Annotated in this window: 18 protein-coding genes; 5 read left to right on the forward strand and 13 right to left on the reverse strand. The window is 45.6% G+C overall.

All coding sequences use genetic code 11. The features are described 5' to 3' along the window. Nucleotides 1–38 precede the first annotated feature (38 nt). The 4 genes from AC3CH3_RS14805 to AC3CH3_RS14820 all read right to left on the reverse strand — a co-directional run bounded on the left by AC3CH3_RS14805 (nt 39) and on the right by AC3CH3_RS14820 (nt 3,105). Nucleotides 39–623 carry a YhgN family NAAT transporter gene (locus AC3CH3_RS14805; RefSeq protein ID WP_009848232.1) on the reverse strand — a complete coding sequence of 195 codons (585 nt, stop codon included), beginning with the start codon at nt 621–623 and terminating at the stop codon, nt 39–41. A 232-nt stretch (nt 624–855) separates the two neighbouring features. Further along, on the reverse strand, nt 856–1,092 hold the full coding sequence (locus tag AC3CH3_RS14810) for a YecH family metal-binding protein (protein ID WP_017061034.1): 237 nt from the start codon (nt 1,090–1,092) through the stop codon (nt 856–858). Nucleotides 1,093–1,182: 90 nt separating this feature from the next. Further along, nucleotides 1,183–1,803 carry a lysoplasmalogenase gene (locus AC3CH3_RS14815; protein WP_048615031.1) on the reverse strand — a complete coding sequence of 207 codons (621 nt, stop codon included), beginning with the start codon at nt 1,801–1,803 and terminating at the stop codon, nt 1,183–1,185. 927 nt (nt 1,804–2,730) lie between these two features. Further along, a complete protein-coding gene (locus AC3CH3_RS14820; RefSeq protein WP_004736595.1) occupies nt 2,731–3,105 on the reverse strand; it encodes a hypothetical protein in 375 nt (124 codons plus the stop codon). A 244-nt stretch (nt 3,106–3,349) separates the two neighbouring features. Between AC3CH3_RS14820 and AC3CH3_RS14825 the strand changes: the two genes are divergently transcribed. Further along, the gene (locus AC3CH3_RS14825) at nt 3,350–3,679 is read left to right on the forward strand and encodes a DUF2500 domain-containing protein (RefSeq protein ID WP_017061032.1); all 330 of its coding nucleotides are present in this window, start codon (nt 3,350–3,352) and stop codon (nt 3,677–3,679) included. A 60-nt stretch (nt 3,680–3,739) separates the two neighbouring features. Here AC3CH3_RS14825 and AC3CH3_RS14830 read toward each other — a convergent pair whose 3' ends face one another. From AC3CH3_RS14830 to rhtB, 7 genes are all read right to left on the reverse strand, one after another. Further along, a complete protein-coding gene (locus AC3CH3_RS14830; protein WP_488537398.1) occupies nt 3,740–4,753 on the reverse strand; it encodes an acyltransferase in 1,014 nt (337 codons plus the stop codon). 169 nt (nt 4,754–4,922) lie between these two features. Further along, nucleotides 4,923–6,143, reverse strand: a complete 1,221-nt coding sequence (gene arsJ, locus AC3CH3_RS14835; RefSeq protein ID WP_488537399.1) for an organoarsenical effux MFS transporter ArsJ — start codon at nt 6,141–6,143, stop codon at nt 4,923–4,925. Nucleotides 6,144–6,239: 96 nt separating this feature from the next. Next, nucleotides 6,240–6,731, reverse strand: coding sequence for a cyclin-dependent kinase inhibitor 3 family protein (locus AC3CH3_RS14840; RefSeq protein ID WP_019825182.1), 492 nt, complete (start codon nt 6,729–6,731; stop codon nt 6,240–6,242). 21 nt (nt 6,732–6,752) lie between these two features. Further along, on the reverse strand, nt 6,753–7,754 hold the full coding sequence (locus AC3CH3_RS14845) for an ArsJ-associated glyceraldehyde-3-phosphate dehydrogenase (protein WP_019825184.1): 1,002 nt from the start codon (nt 7,752–7,754) through the stop codon (nt 6,753–6,755). 173 nt (nt 7,755–7,927) lie between these two features. Next, the gene (locus AC3CH3_RS14850) at nt 7,928–8,269 is read right to left on the reverse strand and encodes a metalloregulator ArsR/SmtB family transcription factor (protein ID WP_004736602.1); all 342 of its coding nucleotides are present in this window, start codon (nt 8,267–8,269) and stop codon (nt 7,928–7,930) included. A 99-nt stretch (nt 8,270–8,368) separates the two neighbouring features. Next, nucleotides 8,369–9,589, reverse strand: coding sequence for an EAL and HDOD domain-containing protein (locus AC3CH3_RS14855; protein ID WP_050622211.1), 1,221 nt, complete (start codon nt 9,587–9,589; stop codon nt 8,369–8,371). A gap of 45 nt (nt 9,590–9,634) precedes the next feature. Beyond that, nucleotides 9,635–10,252, reverse strand: a complete 618-nt coding sequence (rhtB, locus tag AC3CH3_RS14860; RefSeq protein ID WP_048610767.1) for a homoserine/homoserine lactone efflux protein — start codon at nt 10,250–10,252, stop codon at nt 9,635–9,637. Between the two features lie 81 nt (nt 10,253–10,333). Between rhtB and AC3CH3_RS14865 the strand changes: the two genes are divergently transcribed. Then, the gene (locus tag AC3CH3_RS14865) at nt 10,334–11,314 is read left to right on the forward strand and encodes an alpha/beta fold hydrolase (protein ID WP_488537400.1); all 981 of its coding nucleotides are present in this window, start codon (nt 10,334–10,336) and stop codon (nt 11,312–11,314) included. 181 nt (nt 11,315–11,495) lie between these two features. Next, a complete protein-coding gene (locus tag AC3CH3_RS14870) occupies nt 11,496–12,323 on the forward strand; it encodes a Cof-type HAD-IIB family hydrolase (protein ID WP_488537401.1) in 828 nt (275 codons plus the stop codon). A gap of 87 nt (nt 12,324–12,410) precedes the next feature. Here AC3CH3_RS14870 and AC3CH3_RS14875 read toward each other — a convergent pair whose 3' ends face one another. After that, entirely contained in the window at nt 12,411–12,878 is a 468-nt protein-coding gene (locus AC3CH3_RS14875; RefSeq protein WP_019825197.1) for an EVE domain-containing protein, read from the reverse strand. A gap of 39 nt (nt 12,879–12,917) precedes the next feature. Between AC3CH3_RS14875 and AC3CH3_RS14880 the strand changes: the two genes are divergently transcribed. Further along, a complete protein-coding gene (locus AC3CH3_RS14880) occupies nt 12,918–14,462 on the forward strand; it encodes a COG3650 family protein (protein WP_488537402.1) in 1,545 nt (514 codons plus the stop codon). Between the two features lie 2 nt (nt 14,463–14,464). Then, entirely contained in the window at nt 14,465–15,061 is a 597-nt protein-coding gene (locus AC3CH3_RS14885; protein WP_488537403.1) for a tRNA-uridine aminocarboxypropyltransferase, read from the forward strand. 145 nt (nt 15,062–15,206) lie between these two features. On the opposite strand, the gene AC3CH3_RS14890 is transcribed toward AC3CH3_RS14885, so the two are convergent. Continuing rightward, entirely contained in the window at nt 15,207–17,687 is a 2,481-nt protein-coding gene (locus AC3CH3_RS14890; protein ID WP_488537404.1) for a bifunctional diguanylate cyclase/phosphodiesterase, read from the reverse strand. Between the last annotated feature and the right edge of the window lie 187 nt (nt 17,688–17,874).

Consider the following 17,874-nt stretch of genomic DNA (forward strand, 5'->3'; position numbering starts at 1 on the left):
TTTGAGCGGCGTTTTTTTATTCAGTAATGATATTGATGTTAGCCCATGTAGCCTTTCACACCATCGAGGAACATTTGCGTCGACAACATAACCAGCAACAAGCCCATCAAGCGTTCGATGGCTTTAAGGCCTCTCTCACCCAGCACTCGCAGGAAGAAGCCATTAAACATCAGAATAAAGAAGGTTGCGCCCCAAGCCAGCATCACTGCGCCTGAAAGCTCTAACATGTTGTCAGGGTGCTGTGTCGACAACAGAATCAATGCCGCAATCACTGAAGGGCCAGCAATCATTGGGATCGCCATCGGCACAATAAACGGTTCTTCACCCGCCGCGAGGCCAGTAATACTACCCGCACTTGGGAAAATCATCTTAATCGCGATGATGAATAGAATAATACCGCCAGAGATACTCAAGGTTTCAGGCTGCACGTGCAGGAAGTTCATGATGCTTTGACCAGCAAACAAGAACAACAGCAGGATAATCAGCGCAAACATCAGTTCACGAACAAGAACAATACGGCGACGCTTCGGATCAATATGCTTAAGGATAGAGAGCACGATTGGTAGATTGCCAAGCGGGTCCATAATAAGAAACAGCATGGTTGCTGCAGATAAAATTTCCATAAGTTTGTCTCGAAAAGCGTAAGTGCGCGGAGTATAGCAGCCTCAACATTGATTTTCGAACGCAGTAATAAAAGGATTAACTTATGTAATTAGAAGGGAATTTTGCGAGAGCAAATAGAAAAGGTAGAAAGGAGAAAAGAGAAAAGAGAATTTAAAGAGTGAAGCCGAAACGTCGCATCCACTCTTCTTATCTATAAAAGCCAAAAGGCTCTAAAAACCAAGTCACTGGGAATCAGTGGTTACACACACGTTCGCGATTAGTGCAAAGCTTGTCATCAATAACCACGACCTTTTCCATCTTCAGGAAAAACTTCAGCAATCCATCTAAATCCAGACCGTTCAGCTTACACGTATGAAAACGCGCTTCTGCGCCATAAGTTTGAGCGAGTTCTTGCGTCAACTCTTCACGAGTCAGTGGCTTTTCACTCAGTAGGTTTAAAACGTTGTGTGCATGAATTTCGGTAGTCATAACTCTATCTCGTGTTTAATGAACTAGACGTAGAGTACCTACTTTCATCTGAGCTGCCTTGATGTAGCTCAGAGTTAAGCGAGCTCTACCCTAAATGGTAAGGGAGGCAACAATGAGAGCGTGCGCCAGAAAGTAACTGCCCGTCACCCAAAAGTAGGCACCCTTAATTGGGCTACGATAGAAATTTAACGCGTACGCCAATGCTGAAAGCAGCAACACGGCACAACCGGCAAAACCCACCGCATGCGACAGTTGAGGATCAAGCAACCAGAGCTCACCAGAAGCCCATGCAAGCTGAATAAGCACGATACCCATGATGACCACAGGAAAGACGAGTTTGTCTAAACGAGGCAGAAGCAAGAAGAAAGCAACGACACAAGCCGCCAACAGCAGCGCGAACAACCACCAGACCATTTCTCCTGATAGCTGTAACCAAAATGCTTTGCTGTAACAGAGCTGAGCTAACAAGAAGCAAACAAAATGCAGAGGACGTTTTTGAGTAACAGTATGCAGGACATCTGCGATCGCAGAGACCGCCAACCCAGCAACAACCCAATAGGTAAAATCAGCAACGACAGATTGAGTTAAAGCAATGGTCGCTAATAATACATAGGTAAAAACCTTATACGATAAGGCCTGACCGATATGTCCATGTTTCGTTCCTGCTATTGCTCCGATACCAGACAAGGAAACCGCCAACCAACTCCACATACCATTTGCCCTATTGCTTTAAATCGTCGCCAGTCTAGGCACACGAGTGTTGATGTAAAGCCTCAGCGCCTCAAAATTGGATCTTGATTACGCTTCCACTAAAAAGAGTCTCTTTAGATTGAAGTCGTAACAATTACCACTATGACAATGGCCATTCGTTTAAAACTAGAACGAATCATCATAAAACCCATTCAAACTGGCATTAGAGTCGCCATACTTGAGTTTTGGCCAATTCTAACCTATCGGCTCCACCAAAATCGGCCTAATTCCGTCAAATACCACACTTTAAAAATTAAAATAACCATCTTTAAATCTAACAATAACAATAACTTAAACAAAGAAACTCAAGATTAATAAGGAAATAAAAACGCCAACCAAGCCTAGACTTGTAAAGTAGTCAGTTTTCTTTTTTAAATCCCAGTTTTGTCAGGTTATTTCAAGCCCCCGGTAAAAACCGCCACAAAAACCAAGTCGAAAACTTAAAAAACCAACCAAAACAAACCTAGCCACCACCAGCCCCTATTAATACAGTTTAACAACCTTTAACAATATAAATCACACAAAACAACCATTACAAAACAACAAGTTAAATCAAATTAGAACAAACATAAATCACAAAGAACAAAATAAGAACACACCATAAAACACAGTTAAACACTGCCAAACAAGCCAAAAACTCATAGTTTTCTACTACTTTTAAAGCTTTCGAAAGTAATTCTTGATCTAAAGCCATAAGTAGTGCTATTCTTTAAAACATAGCGAGAGACAACCAAATTTAGGAGTAGTGTTATGATTTCATCTTCGCAAAGACAAGGACTTGTAATGATCGCGGTAGTTGTAGGTCTAATGACACTACCGATGATGTACTAAGCAAGTTACAGATAAAAAAAGGGACGCCATGAGCGTCCCTTTTTTTGTTCAATTTTTTCACTTCGAAAACAGATGCAGTGTTAGCACATCCCAGTTCGCATAATAGAAACCTGCGGCAGCTAAAGTCATTGCCATCATCAGTAAGATCGCAACTCGCCAGATAAAACGACCACTACGTGGAGTCAGCTCCTTCTCGCAGTCGTTACACATCATGATGAACTTATGTTGGTCTTCCAACTTAGCCTCATGTTCATTGACTACCTTATTACGACACGTTGCGATATAGCGCAGCTTGCTCACCATATCGTGCGGTAGCCTTTCTTCACAGCTTGTTACAAGCTCATGCAATCCTTCGCCTTCGGCATGATATTGAAGCCTCAATAATTTCTCTATATTGCGAGTTCTTGTCACCACTTTTTCAATATCGGTCATCTTGGCCCTCCCACTCCACACTATAATTCTAGTCGAGCATTTCCCTATTCTTATACAAAATCACTGTTATTTACGAGAGAAAGAGACAATAAATAACAATGCTTTATCCCAAACTGACCATTAAATGTGATGTCTGCCGAAAAATAATCAGCTTGGCTTACAACAGTTCACGAATAACGGCTTTAAACACATATCCCTATTGCCTGAAAGACTAGAATAACCATCACGACTACATGGAGGTTATATGCCTAATTCACTCTTTTTTGCCATCTTTGCTCTCGCTGCTCTAGCGGCTTGGGTATTTATTGGTTTCTATCGAAAACACTCGCAAGGTGAAAATGCGCCAGAGAAGAAAGTGAATGTCACGGTGTTAGACAAACAATCCATCGACCTTCCTGACGCAGAACCGGGCCAAGAAGATCAAGAGTACTGGATTTACGTTCAACGTGGTGTGGTTGGTCCGAAGCGAGAATTCCAAGTCGGCATCCACTATTTCCACGCCCTTAACCCTGGCGACAAAGGAACCTTAACCTACCAAGGCGATAAGTTCTTACACTTTGCGTTGAAGCGCTAAACGTCAGCCGCTTCAACTGTTCCCCTTAAGTAATCCATCAGAAAGCCTTAGCAGTCACCGCTAAGGCAATAACCAACGCGTTTTCTCTGATTTAGACACCAACCAGCTCATCCATAACGCGCCAGCTCCGCTGATCACAATCCATAATGGAATAACCCATGCCGGATGTCCTTGGTACCAACCGAACTCTTTCATTGGCCACAAGAAAATAGGATGCAGCAGGTAAATACCTAAGCTGTGCTTACTGATAAAGCCAACTACTTGGTTACTCTTCTCAGACAAGCCTTCACCATAGTAACGGCATACCATGAACACCATGCTCGCGGCTAATACGGTATTCAACGTCTTGTAAGATAGCCAGCGCCCTACCGTGTATTCCTCTGCTACCAAACTTGCATTAACCACCATGTAAACCGTGGTTAGCAACGCGAGCCCACCCAGTAACACACTCACGCCAACTGTCATCTTGTTAAGTGGCACAATCTTATACAGCAAGTAACCCAATGGTAAGTAACCGGTGTACAACCACAATTCGTGACTCCAAGGGCCATCGATTTTCAGTAAGAACAGCAATGTTGTGAACAACCATACCGCCGTAAAGGCATAGACCGATCTATCACCGTACTTTCTAACCATGATCTGCAAGAACGGAATCACAAAATAGAGTGGGATGAAGTAATAGAAGAAACCAAGATGGTAATAGGTGTAATTATGGTAGCTATTAAGCAACACGTCCCAACTGACGTCGGCATCAAAGCCCATTGCCGACCAGCCCGACAGATAGGTATAGAAAAGCGACCAGACAATGAAAGGTATCAGTACCTTGCCCAGACGACGCTTGAGGTAGTATTTGGCGTCAAACGGGCGCTGATCACTGAGCATCAGTGCGCCAGTAATCAAAATGAACACAGGTACCGCCCAGCGGCTGAAACCGTTTACCGTAATGGCAGTAAGCCATTCACCGAAAGGAATAGTGCCCAACTCATTGCGATAAGGCGCCAAAACATGAATCGCGATAACCGCTACGGCCGCGACACATCGTGCTAAATCAAAAAAGAGAATTCGCTGCTTCATGTAAATGCCTGATTAATATTCAATCATTCTACTATAGCAATAAAAAAGCTGACCGGAATAAATACCAAGTCAGCTTAGTGTTAAAGGAGATACTTATCGCGAATTTAGCTCATACGACTCTAGCTTCTGCGACTTGAGCTCTCACAAATGAGGCTCATGTGGCTGAAGCTTATGCCGCTGAAATTTGCGGCACTTTCGGTAAACGCAGAGAGATCACCGTCGTTATCGCCAAGAATGCGAAGGAAACCCACAGACACGCAGACAAACCTGCCATTTGGAATACCAAGCCCGACAATATCGTGCCAATCAAACGGCCCATCGCGTTTGCCATGTAGTAGAAACCGACATCAAGAGAAACGCCATCGCCTTTCGCATAACTCACTATCAAATATGAGTGAAGTGATGAGTTCACCGCAAAGATGGCACCAAATACCATCAAACCACCCACGATAACGAGCTCTGGTTGCCAACCAATCTGTACCGCATAAGCGATAGCAGCGGTCACTATAGCCAGCGCACCAGCCCATAACAGCGCGGCATGGCCATCTGGCACCTTACCTTGAGCTTTACCAGTAATCTTCGGCGCTATGCCCTGTACAAAGCCATAAGCGATAGTCCAAGCAGCTAAGAAACCACCAACCCATGAGTGATCCCAACCAAACACACTGCCTAGGTAAATCGGCAAAGCAATTACAAACCACACATCACGCGCACCAAACAGGAACATACGCGCTGCAGATAAGATGTTGATGGATTCAGACTTAGAGAAGATCTGTTTGAACTTAGGCTTGGTTTTCGCTTTGCCCATGTCCGCTTCTAAGCTCAACACACTGCCAACGAAGACCAATGCCAACACGGCTGCCATCGCGAGCACCGCGTATTGGAAGCCAATCGTTGAAAGCAGTAAACCACCAATAAAGAAGCCTGCCCCTTTAAGCGCATTCTTAGATCCGGTCAGAATCGCAATCCACTTATAAAGCGCGCCTTGTTGTTCATCAGGAACCAGAGTCTTAATTGAGCTCTTGGCACTCATCTTATTGAGGTCTTTAGCGATACCAGACAAGGCTTGCGCCGCCATGACCCAAGGAATGGTCAGCATTGCCGTTGGCACCGCGAGCATACCCAAGGCGACGACTTGCATGCCTAACCCAATGTTCATGGTGTTATTGAGGCCAAGACGCGCCCCTAACCAGCCACCGATTAGGTTAGTCACCACACCAAAGAATTCATAGAAAAGGAATAGTGAGGCGATTTCTAACGAACTGTAGCCAAGGTCGTAAAAATACAGAACCACCAACATGCGAAGTGCACCATCAGTAATGGTGAAGTTCCAGTAGTTAAAAGTCACCAACATGTATTGGCGAACGCTCTTACTTAGATTTGAAAACATAACGCTATCTCTGCAATCTAAACAAAAAGAGCTTTTGGATCATGATAAGTTCAACACTCCAGATACCAAAAGCTCCCTGTCTAACACTGATGACTATTAGCTATTCGCTACGCCATTAATGTATTCAACCTGGATAGGTTTAGTGAAGGCACCTGGACGCAGTGCCTGCACCTCTTGAACTACCTTGCTCAAATCCCAGCCTTTTTCTAACAGTAGGTGAGCTGCGAACAAACCAGTGCGACCAGAGCCGCCCATACAATGCATTGCAACCTTGCCACCGTTATCGACGATGTTATGTAGCTCAGGGCTAGCCGCTTGCCACTTCGCAGCAAAACCAGCACCCGGTGCACAGTCGTCTTCAATTTCGATCTGGAACCATTGCATACCTAACGCACGTGTTTTTTCACCAAGTGCCGCCACGTCTTTGCTTGCAAGCTCATGGTCATCAAGTGCTGTCACGATAGCTTCAACGCCTTGCTCTTTTAGCTGAGCCAGTGATGTATCTAGGTCAGCGTCTTTCGTGCCAGGGCATGGTGTTAGAACTAATGCGCCAGTCTCTACTTCTAGTTCCCATGTTGGATGTGTCATTATATCTTCTCCAGATTCTTATTAAGCAAGGCCAACGGTACGAACAAGCTCAGCGGTACGTGTTGCGTAACCCATCTCATTGTCGTACCAAGCGTAGATCTTAACCATGCGCTTACCGACCAACATCGTTGATAGTGCATCCACGATTGTTGAGCGTTGGTCGCCTTTGTAATCGATAGAAACCAGTGGACGCTCTTCAAAGCCAAGAATGCCTTTTAGTTCATTCTGAGACGCTTCTTTCAGCATCGCGTTAACTTCTTCTGCCGTGGTGTCTTGCTTCACTTCGAAGATGATGTCTGTCAGAGAAGCGTTCGCTAGCGGTACACGAACTGCGTGGCCGTTGATGCGGTTTTCTAGCTCAGGGAAGATCTCAACAATCGCTTTGGCGCTGCCCGTCGTTGTTGGGATAAGACTCATGCCACATGCACGTGCGCGGCGTAAGTCTTTGTGCGGCGCATCAAGAATAGTTTGCGTGTTAGTTAAATCGTGAATCGTGGTGAAGGCTGCGTTCTCGATACCAAGCTTCTCGTTGATCACCTTAACCACTGGCGCGAGACAGTTCGTTGTACAAGACGCTGCCGTTACGATTTTGTGTACCGCAGGGTCGAAGATATTGTCATTCACACCAACAACGATGTTTGCGATGCCTTCTTCTTTCACTGGCGCCGATACCACAACACGTTTCACGCCCTGCTCTAGGTATTTGTTTAGGAAAGAGGTCTTACGGTGAACACCTGTCGCTTCGATAACCACATCACAACCAGACCAGTCGATCGCATCGATGTCGCGCTCTTGTGTGGTCTTGATGCGCTGGCCATTAATGATCATCTCATCGCCTTCTGCAGTTACTTCGTGGTGAAAGCGACCTTGAACTGAATCAAATTCTAGAAGGTGGGCCAGTGTTGTTGTGTCGCCCGCTACATCATTAATTTGAACAAATTCTAGCTCATCCCAATCGAATGCTGCGCGAAGTGCTAGACGGCCGATACGACCAAAACCATTAATACCTACTTTGACTGTCATTTTCTGTTCTCTCAGTTAATTGCCTTCATATTTGAAGCCGCAGCGTTGTTGACTACGTTCACTTACCGGAGCGCCGGCCGCCCTAATTACATAGAGCCACTATGCTCATAGGGATAAGTTCACTTGTCGCCTAGCTGCAACTCCAACTATTTCGGCATTAAGTTTTAATGTATTTAAACGCAACATACTGGGCGTGAGTTCATCGACTCTAAGCGCTCAATATCTTGCTGGTATTCAGTTTTCAAACAGTTCGATGCAATAAGGTCGTCAATTAACTTTAGCATCCAACCTGGTAAATCTTGTGACAGGCGGTAAAACACCCACTGCCCCTGGCGAACATCAGTCAAAATACCGTTTGAACGCAGCTGCGCAAGATGGCGTGAAACCTTTGGCTGACTTTCTTGCAATGCCTGAGTCAACTCACCAACCGATAAGCACTCATTGCGAACTATCAACATTAAGCAACGCACTCGCGTTTCATCGGACAGTAATTTAAAAAATTGGTGAGGAAGCATAAAAACATACTCATATATGGATATACATATATCTTAGATATAAAAAAACGCACGTCAAGGCGTGCGTTTCAATTGTCATAAAAGTTTAACGAAGAAATATCAGAGCTTGTTGGTCACGGTATGGCTCCAACGGCGCGCTTCAGTAAGCTCCGTTTTAACCTGATCCACGCTTAATCCTAAATCGGCGCAGTGCTCATCAATCTGTTGCCAATCGGCATGCTCAAAGCTCTCTTCAAGTGCGAGCAAGGTACCATATGGCCCCTCTCTACGAAGCAGAGCCACCTTGATACTTTTACACAAAGGCAGTTGCTCTACTAAATTCTCTAACGATAGATCGAGCAATGCATCCAGCAACGAGAACAGACCAATCATAAAGGCTTGCTCGGTATGTCCTTCAAATGCCTGATAACGAGACATACGCTGGCAAAACTGTGCACGCTGCAAAGACAAGCCATACAACTCTTTCGGTTTTTTATCCGAGACGTAAGACGCCACCGCCAGCGAGACAAACATTTTCAGTTTTTCTTGCCCTAGGTACACCAAGGCCTGACGGAATGAAGAGATGGTCACTTCTAGACGAGGCGACATGGTGTTCACAAAGCGCAGTAGCTTATAAGACAAGGCGACATCTTTCGCGACGATACTCTCTACACGCTGAAAGTCGACATCGGGCTTACACACTTCTTGGAACAGCTCCATGGCAATCACTTGCTCAGGACTGATGTACTTAGTCTTAATGATTTCCGGCTTGCTAAAGAAATAGCCTTGGAAGAACTTAAAGCCCGCCTCTTTGGCTTGCTGGAATTCTTGTTCGGTTTCGACTCGTTCAGCAAGAAAACTAAACTTTTTCCCTTGATGAGCTTTGACCAAATCACACGCCTCATCCAAGCCCATCTGCATGATATCGAGCTTAACAATATGCGTGTATTTGAGGAAACGTTCCCATTCTGGCGTCGAAGTAAAATCATCTAGGGCAATCATGTACCCCGCTTGATAAAGCTCTTTAACGGCTTCTAATAATTCGTCGGTCGGTTGGCAGGTTTCAAGGATCTCAACCACCACCTTGTCTTTCGGCAAGCTCAAAGGCAACCGACGAATCAAGCTTTGGTAAGGGAAGTTAATAAAGCAGCGTGAAGATGGGATCGACGGGTTAAGCCCAACCGACAAGAAATTCTCAACGATCAGACGATACGTTGCTCGATTAGACTCTATATGCGCTGGATAGGCATTCCTTTCTCCGTCACGAAACAGCAGCTCATAACCAAGCGTGTTCTTCTTACGGTTTAAGATAGGTTGTCGAGCAACGTAGGTAGCGGTCATTTCTTGATAACTCTAATTGGTTTAACTATAACTCTATTGCTTTGATTAGGCTTTGGCGGCAGCCAGCAATGCGCCGCAGCCCATGAACATACCACCAAAGATTTTATTTATCTTACCCATTATGCGATCTGAACGAATAAAACGTCCCATTTGTGAAGCTAATGAGGTGTAACCCAACATAACAACGCTATCAATGAATACTGTTGTAACACCTAGCACTAATAATTGCGGTGCTTGCGGCTGTGTTGGATCGATAAATTGAGGGAACAGAGCCACCAAAAACACGATAGATTTTGGGTTAGTAAGGTTAATCAGCACCGCATTTCTAAGCAGCTTGCCACTCGATAGCGTCGAGTTTTCTTGTGAAGCCACTAAGCTAGAGTTGTCACGCCACTTTTGAATACCCAACCAAAGAAGGTAAACCACACCCACCCATTTGATGATGGTGAATGCCAACGCGGATTGAGCCACCAATGCACCAATGCCCGCGCCCACCAGCATGATGTGGAATGCAAGACCGAGCTGTAAGCCCGCGATCGACGCAAGTGACTTCTTGGTGCCATAACTTAGCCCATTGCTGATTGAATTAACGGTACCTGAGCCCGGAGCCAAACTAAACAATATCGCCGTGACGACATAAGCAAGCCAAACATGAGTATCCATTTGCATTTCCTTACTAGTTCTTTAATCTAACAACATTAGTAGCGATAAAGCTCTCACATGCATCAGTTCAGGTAATTTCCCATGGAAAACCACAGTGCCGCCCCATTTTCGTACACGCAAGAACCTGAGTTCGAGCAAGCGATTAAACACCCGATCCCTGCCCTTTGGCAACAACGTAAAGATGGGTATGTCACATCATCAGGTAAAAAGAAGCTGTACTGGTGTAGCCTAACCTCACCAATGCACACCAAAGCCATTGTTATTTCAAATGGCCGCATTGAGTGTTGCTTGAAATACCAAGAACTCTTTTATGATTTTTATCAGCAAGGCTATGACGTTTATTCATTTGACCACCAAGGTCAAGGCCAGTCGGAACGTATGGTAACAGACTCTGACATTGGTCACATTCATGAGTTTGATGATTACGCCTCAGACATGTCTGACGTCATTGCCAGTTTTGACCTAAGCCGATACTCCAATCGCTACCTACTGGCACATTCAATGGGCAGCACCATAGCTACTCGCTATCTACAAACTCACCCCGATCACCCGTTTGACAAAGTTACTCTGTGCGCTCCGATGTTTGGGATTAAGACTGAATGGTACTTCAAGCCCATCGCGATGGTTGTTGGGCAAGTACTCACCGCTTTCTATGCCAAGCCGACTTACGCGCCAGGGCAGCAAGCGTATTATTCGAAGCCTTTTGAAAACAACTTACTGAGCCACAGCAAGGTTCGTTATCAGTGGTTCCGCCTCTTATATGACGAGTCTCCATCTTTGCAGGTGGGTGGACCAAGCACGCGTTGGGTGTGGCAAGGGTTAATGGCCGCCAAGCAAGCAATTCAACAAACTCGTCAAATCAAGATCCCTCTGCTATTGATTCAAGCTGGGGATGAAAAGATTGTCAGTAACAGTGCTCAAGTAAAGTTCATCTCTAAGCTGAAGAAAACCAACTCTGATTGTCAGTTTAAGTTGATTGAGGGTTCTAGGCATGAGGTGTTGTTTGAGCAAGATGAATATCGCAATCAAACACTGGATGCGATCAATCAGTTTTTCGCCTAGAGCTAATAGGCCAAGCAACCTACCAAGAAATAAGCGCTAAAGAGGAAGAGAAGTAAGTGAGCTTTGCCCTCTTTTCTTGCAAGAATTTGGCATACAATTTCTACCTAGAGATATTGTAGTTAAAACGATTCTAGCGCTGGCTAGCGTCAATATTGGTTAAGCATTTTGCAATGAGGGTTAAATGAGTATTCCTGCACTAAAAGATTCCGTGAAAATTGTTGCTTCTGATTTAGATGGTACGCTTTTGGCTCCCAACCATCAGCTAAGCGACTTTACCAAGCTAACGCTTAAGAAATTACACGATCAAGGTTATACCTTCATCTTCGCTACGGGTCGTCACCACGTCGATGTGGCGGGTATTCGTCAAATCGCAGGTATTCCGGCGTACATGATCACTTCAAACGGTGCACGCGTGCATGACCAGAACGATCAACTGATGTATAGCCAGAACGTGCCTCAGGAACTCGTTCAGCCGGTTATTGATATTGTGCGCCAAGATCCAAACCTCTTTATTCACATGTACCAGAATGAAGACTGGTTACTAGACCGTGAAGATGAAATGTTGGCTAAATTCCATAGTGAGTCTGGCTTTAGCTACAAACGCTTTGATGCTGAAAACGCACCAAGTGAAGGCATCGCGAAAGTCTTCTTCACACATCCAGAACAAGACCACGAATATCTCGTCACGTTTGAACAAAAGCTAAGAGATGCTTTTAGCGACAAACTGAACATCGCCTTCTCTACACCTTGGTGTCTTGAAGTGATGGCCGCTGAAGTCTCTAAAGGCCATGCCCTAGACGCTGTTGCGAAATCACTGAACCTGACATTGGACAACTGTATTGCCTTTGGTGATGGCATGAACGACGCTGAAATGCTGGCTATGGCAGGGAAAGGTCTAATCATGGGCACATCACATGAGAAAGTGATGAAAGCTCTGCCAGACAATGAAGTGATTGGCAGTAACGCAGACGATGCCGTTGCTCACTACCTAGAAAAGCATTTGCTCTAATCTCGCTCGTTGAAGCCATCTTAATAAATAAAAAGGCAGCCAACTGGCTGCCTTTTTTGAACCTTACGTAAAAAGCTCTCTCTAACGCTATCGAGAACCTAGCACTTCTTTGCTTAAGATTGCCTGCCACTCTTGTTCGGTAACCGGCATGATCGATAAGCGATTACCGCGTTTCACCAATGGCATTTCGGTGAGTTCAGGCATGGCTTTAAGCGTTGCCAAAGGAATCAAGCGCTCAGTCACTCGCACAAATTCAACATCCACCATAATCCAGCGAGGGTTATCGGGTGAAGACTTAGGATCGTAGTAATCACTCTCTGGGTCGAACTGAAAGTGGTCTGGGTAGGCTTCTCTGGTTACTTTAGCGATCCCCGCTACGCCAACTTTTTTGCATGATGAGTGGTATATCATCACCAAATCTCCAAGCTTGACGTCATCACGCATCATGTTTCGAGCCTGATAGTTGCGTACACCCTCCCAACAAGAGGTTTTTTGTACTCTCAGAGTCTGAATAGAGAAGGTGTCGGGTTCTGTTTTAAATAACCAATATGCCATAATAAATCCAATTAACGGTTGCTCCGAGGAAGATATAACATGAAGGTAATGAAAAACCCAGTGACATGGCTAGTCGCGTTCGCTCTACAAGGCTGTGTTACGGCACCTGATACGCCGCAACAACCTGAACTGCCCCCAGCAACCTTGGATGAGCCACTGAGCATTCAACCGCAAACCTTCATCATGCGTGGTCAGGTGGTGGTTGGTCACGAAAGCCGAACCTTCACTCCTTGCGGTAGCCAACAACAATACTGGTTAGACTTATCGCCAGAGTTAGCGTTAGAAGCACAGGGGCTCTCAACGAGACCTTACCAAGCTTTATATGGCGAGCTGATTGGTCACCTAACCGTGCCGAGCCAAACGGGTTATAACGCAGACTTCACAGCGCGTTTCGTGGTTGACCAAGTGAACATCCTAACCGCAGAGAACCCAGAGCGCTGCGACCAACCACTGCGTTCAACACGAGTATTTGGTAATGAACCCTTCTGGTCAGCAACCTTCGATAAAGACCAGCTGAAATACACTAAGATGGGTGAGCAGCCACAGACCCTCGATATTGAATCAAGCCGCACCACATCGAGCAGCCGTGACTACCAGTTAGAAGGTAAAGCTGCGCAAGGCAAACTCAACCTTACGAAAGAGAGCTGTAGTGACGGCATGAGCGACTCTATCTATGGGTGGCATGCCAAGCTTAACCTCAATGACAGTGACTATAATGGTTGTGCGACGGTCTCTAACCAAGATCCAACACTGGATTGGAGCGGACTCTACTTCGCTAGCTCAACGCAAAACTCAGGGTTCTCTATCAACCTTGAACTCAACAATGACCACAGTGCTATCACGACTTATTCATACAACAATGGAGACCCTTCTATTGTTGAACAAGGCTTCTGGCAGCAACTGAACCAAAATCAGGTACAAGTGGTTATGACTCGCCACCAGCAACAGTATTTGATCTCCGAGCGTATCTTCACACTCGATAATGGCAAGCTAATCGCTGAAAAAGAGAAAGTGGGCAACGTGGTGTATCCGATTGCCAATGGCGGTCTGGTGCTATTCGAAGCTAAGAGTGCGCAAGCGCAAGTAAACACCACCACTAACGTTGATCTAACCGCAAAGCAGGTGAACTCCAGTGATCAACTTGATCCAACAGTCGACCAAGCGATCCGCGAGTATTTTAAGATCAACAACAGCTCACCTGACGACACCAAATACCGCTGGTTAACTTACGACCTCAACGGTGACGGCAAAGAAGAGCTGCTCGCCCAACTCGATTGGTGTGGTTCTGGTGGCTGTACACTGCTGATTTTCGAAAACCATCAAGATAACTGGCGCTTCAATAGCCGAGTGACACTGGTTAAGGGCGACATACGCTTAGGTAAATCGCAAAACCATGGCTGGCAGGATCTGATCTTCAATGTCAGTGGCGGTGGTGCAACACCGGCGAAACACACACTGTCATACTCTGGTGTCAGCTACCCGCTCAACCCTAGTGTTGCTCCAGTTGCAGATGATGCTGATATTAGCGACGTGGTTTTGTTTGCTGATGGTATCTCACCCGCACAAAGTGGAGTGAAGCTGTAAACATGAGTAACCAACAAGCTTGCCCTGGTTGTGGCTTCACTCACCAATGTATTTGTCACCTGATACCTAGTGTCGAAAGCCAAATCGATCTTGTACTGCTCACTCATGAGAATGAACTGTCGCGCGATACCAACACCGGAAAGCTGCTTCAACAATCCCTTGAGCAGTGTCAGTTCATTGTATGGCAAAGGAAGACACCACCAGCGGAGCTAATGGCGCTGCTTGACGATGAAACACGACAACCGTTTCTGTTGTTCCCAAGTGATCAAAGTGTCGAGTGCCAACAAGCTGTAATGACCCAAACCCAGAGTCGTAAGCCGCTATTCATCATCTTGGATGGAACATGGCAAGAAGCGAAGAAGATGCTTAATAAGAGCTCGTGGTTACAAGCCATTCCGCAAGTTCACCTCGACATTACCAGCGAATCTTCATACACCTTGCGCCGCAATCAAGACAGCGGCCACTTGTGTACTTGTGAAGTGGGTATTGAGCTACTCAAGTCTTTAGATGAAAGCGAACCTGCCAAGCTCATTGATGACTATTACCAACATTATCTAAAAGTCTTCCACGCCGACAAGTGTGGTCACGCCCTCAAATAGACTAAGCAGGCGTGCGCGAAGGCAATAAACACATTTCAGGACGAGACAGACACTAAAAATAAAAAGGGTGAGCCATAAGCTCACCCTTTTTACATCGTACTTTCGTTATTGAGCCAATCAGTGTTTCACGTGAAACGCTGTTCCATCAAAACAAACGCTGAGGTTGACCAAAGTAATACCCTTGCAGGTAATCGACGCCCATGTCTTCAGCAATACGACACACCTGCTCGTTATGAACGAACTCAGCCACGGTCTTAGCATTTAGAATCTGGCATAAGCTCACTAACTGCTGAGCGATCTTGCGTTGCTTTTTATCTTTATCAATATTGCGAATCAAACTGCCATCAAGCTTGATCACCTGTGGCTCTAGCTTCAATATCTCATCAATGTTCGAATAGCCCGAACCAAAGTCATCAACAATAATATTCACACCAAGATCGCGGAAGTGATTACACACCTCAATCAAGCGACCGTAATCCTGAATTTGTTCCGTTTCTAACACCTCCAAGCCAATACGCTGTGGGTGACTGATTTTCTTGATGGCTTGTTCAAGGTGAAGAATGGTTTTCTCATTGCTGAAATCTTGTGGCGCTAAATTAATTGAGAACGAATCGGTTCGCTGACTCATAAAATCGAAGGTGCGCGTTATCATCTGACGACTGAGGCGTGTATAGAGATGGGTTCCTTCAATGATTGGCAAGAACTTACCCGGCGCAATCAACTGACCGTCCTCTTCAATTCGAACTAAACACTCGTAGCTCTCTACCTGATGACTGTGTGCTGAGACTATGGGCTGAGAGCACGCCACAATATTCTGATTAAGCACAGCGCGACTCACGCACGACAGCCAACCAAGTTGTTCTTGGCGATGCTTCTCCAATTGAATGAGTGCCTTGGCACTCACTAAGTGTTTGTTTTGGCTGACGGCGCTGCGCCGTGCATCAATCGCCTTCAACAATAAGTCATCAATAGAGGTAGTCGGGAAATCTCGACGGCTGGCAATACCCGCGCAGATAGACACCGACAAGTAATCAATATCAGGTAAACCGGTAGGCTCAAAATTCACATGCTCGGTTTGATCAGCAAATTCCGAGAATCGCTGATGAATATGTTCTTGGCTCGCCCAGCTATCAAACACCACCGCCCACTCACCAATACCGATACTGTAGAGCTGACAACCCTCATCAAAGAACTGCCACAGCGCTTTTTGAAAGTACTCACTCAAGTCATGTAGAAGCTTGTCACCTACTCGATACCCGTACTTCTCATTGATCTGACCAAAGGTCGTCACCTTCAAAGCTAGCAAGTGGCTGTCACTGCTCATCTTCGACAGCTTCTCACGCAACACACTGCGATTAGGTAAACCTGTACGGTGATCAATTCGATAGCTTGCCGTCAATGCGGTGGCTTGCTGCTGAATCTTACTCGCCATACTGTTATTCATGTCATCGACATCAAGCAGTGCATTTCGGATCAATGAAAACAGAGGGGATATATTGGTCGCGGGTTGTGTCTCTAATGACAATACCGCCTTACCCTCGCCTTCTCTAAGCGCAAGGTAAGTGAGGCTATGGTGCAAGATTCGCTGTTGGCTATTCTCTTGATAAAGTTCTCCCATGCAGTAAACGCCATAGCTGTCGGCCAACTTTTGGAAAACCTCAACCTCTTGGTTGCCATCAATAAAGTCGATACGAGAGGTACAGTTATAAATGAAGAACTGTTCTGGTCTATGAGAGGCGATCTGTTGAATGCCCAGTCGTATCTGCTCTAGGGTCAATGATGGATGGTCATAACAAAACCGGACCTCATCGCCCACTTGGAACAGGCCGCTGAACTCTATCTCTCCACTTTCCGTTACCTTGAGCGGTAAGTGAATGTTTTGCTCTTTCGGGTCACCGACCATCAAGGGAAAATTATGCAGTTGCTCAAAAGGCACTTCGAGGCCATCAGCGAGGTAACGATTATAGAGTTCACGAACAGGCATCCCATCCAACTCCAGCAACCGGTTATCTTGAGCACCTGTCACCCGGAAAGTCCGGCCAATCGGATTCCATTCAGTATAGTAACCCTTAACGATAGAGAGCTCGACACTGTGCAGCGCCAGCATCACATAGGCATTCTCATAGCAAATGCCGTCTAACATCACCCATCGCCCATTGTCTGTAATGGTCGATGCACCGCCGCAGATCGGTAATGAATATCTCGACTGCTCAAATGATGAAAATAGATCTCGGTTATTTATCTGCAAACGGTCTGCGAAACAGATGATGCTTTGAGTACTGGGGTTGCACTCAAGCTGCTGCCACATAGCATGACTATCGAGCAATGGTTGTTCGCTATATTCGACAACACCACAAGAGTAAGAGGTCGCGTCAAAGCGGGTAACAATCAGATAAAGCCCTTGGTGCAGGATGACGCCTTGGCTGATGTAGTGGTTAGCACTGCAACCAATCAGCCTAGCATTAGGGAAAGTCGCTTGAATCACTTGGCAGGCAGCCAAAACCGAACCTTTCTCGAAAGAAGAAAACACCTGAATCAGTAGGTCTTCATGTTGATGAAAATCTATCTTTTGCAATTCACGCTGGGTTTGCTTTATATCTTGTATCAGGAGAGAGGTCGATTGCATATTCACATTAATCGTTACGTTAATGATTGGTTATTGTGCTTATTATAGATAAGGCTTGCACGGAATACTTACGATCGTCTTATAAATAATGTGACGTTAGTTAGACATCATTGATTCCACCCAAAACAGTCACCAATAGCGGCAGAACACTTTTTAAAGCAAGTCACAATAGGATACGGAAAGCTTT

The organism is Vibrio sp. QJM3NY_35 (genome assembly GCF_057785915.1).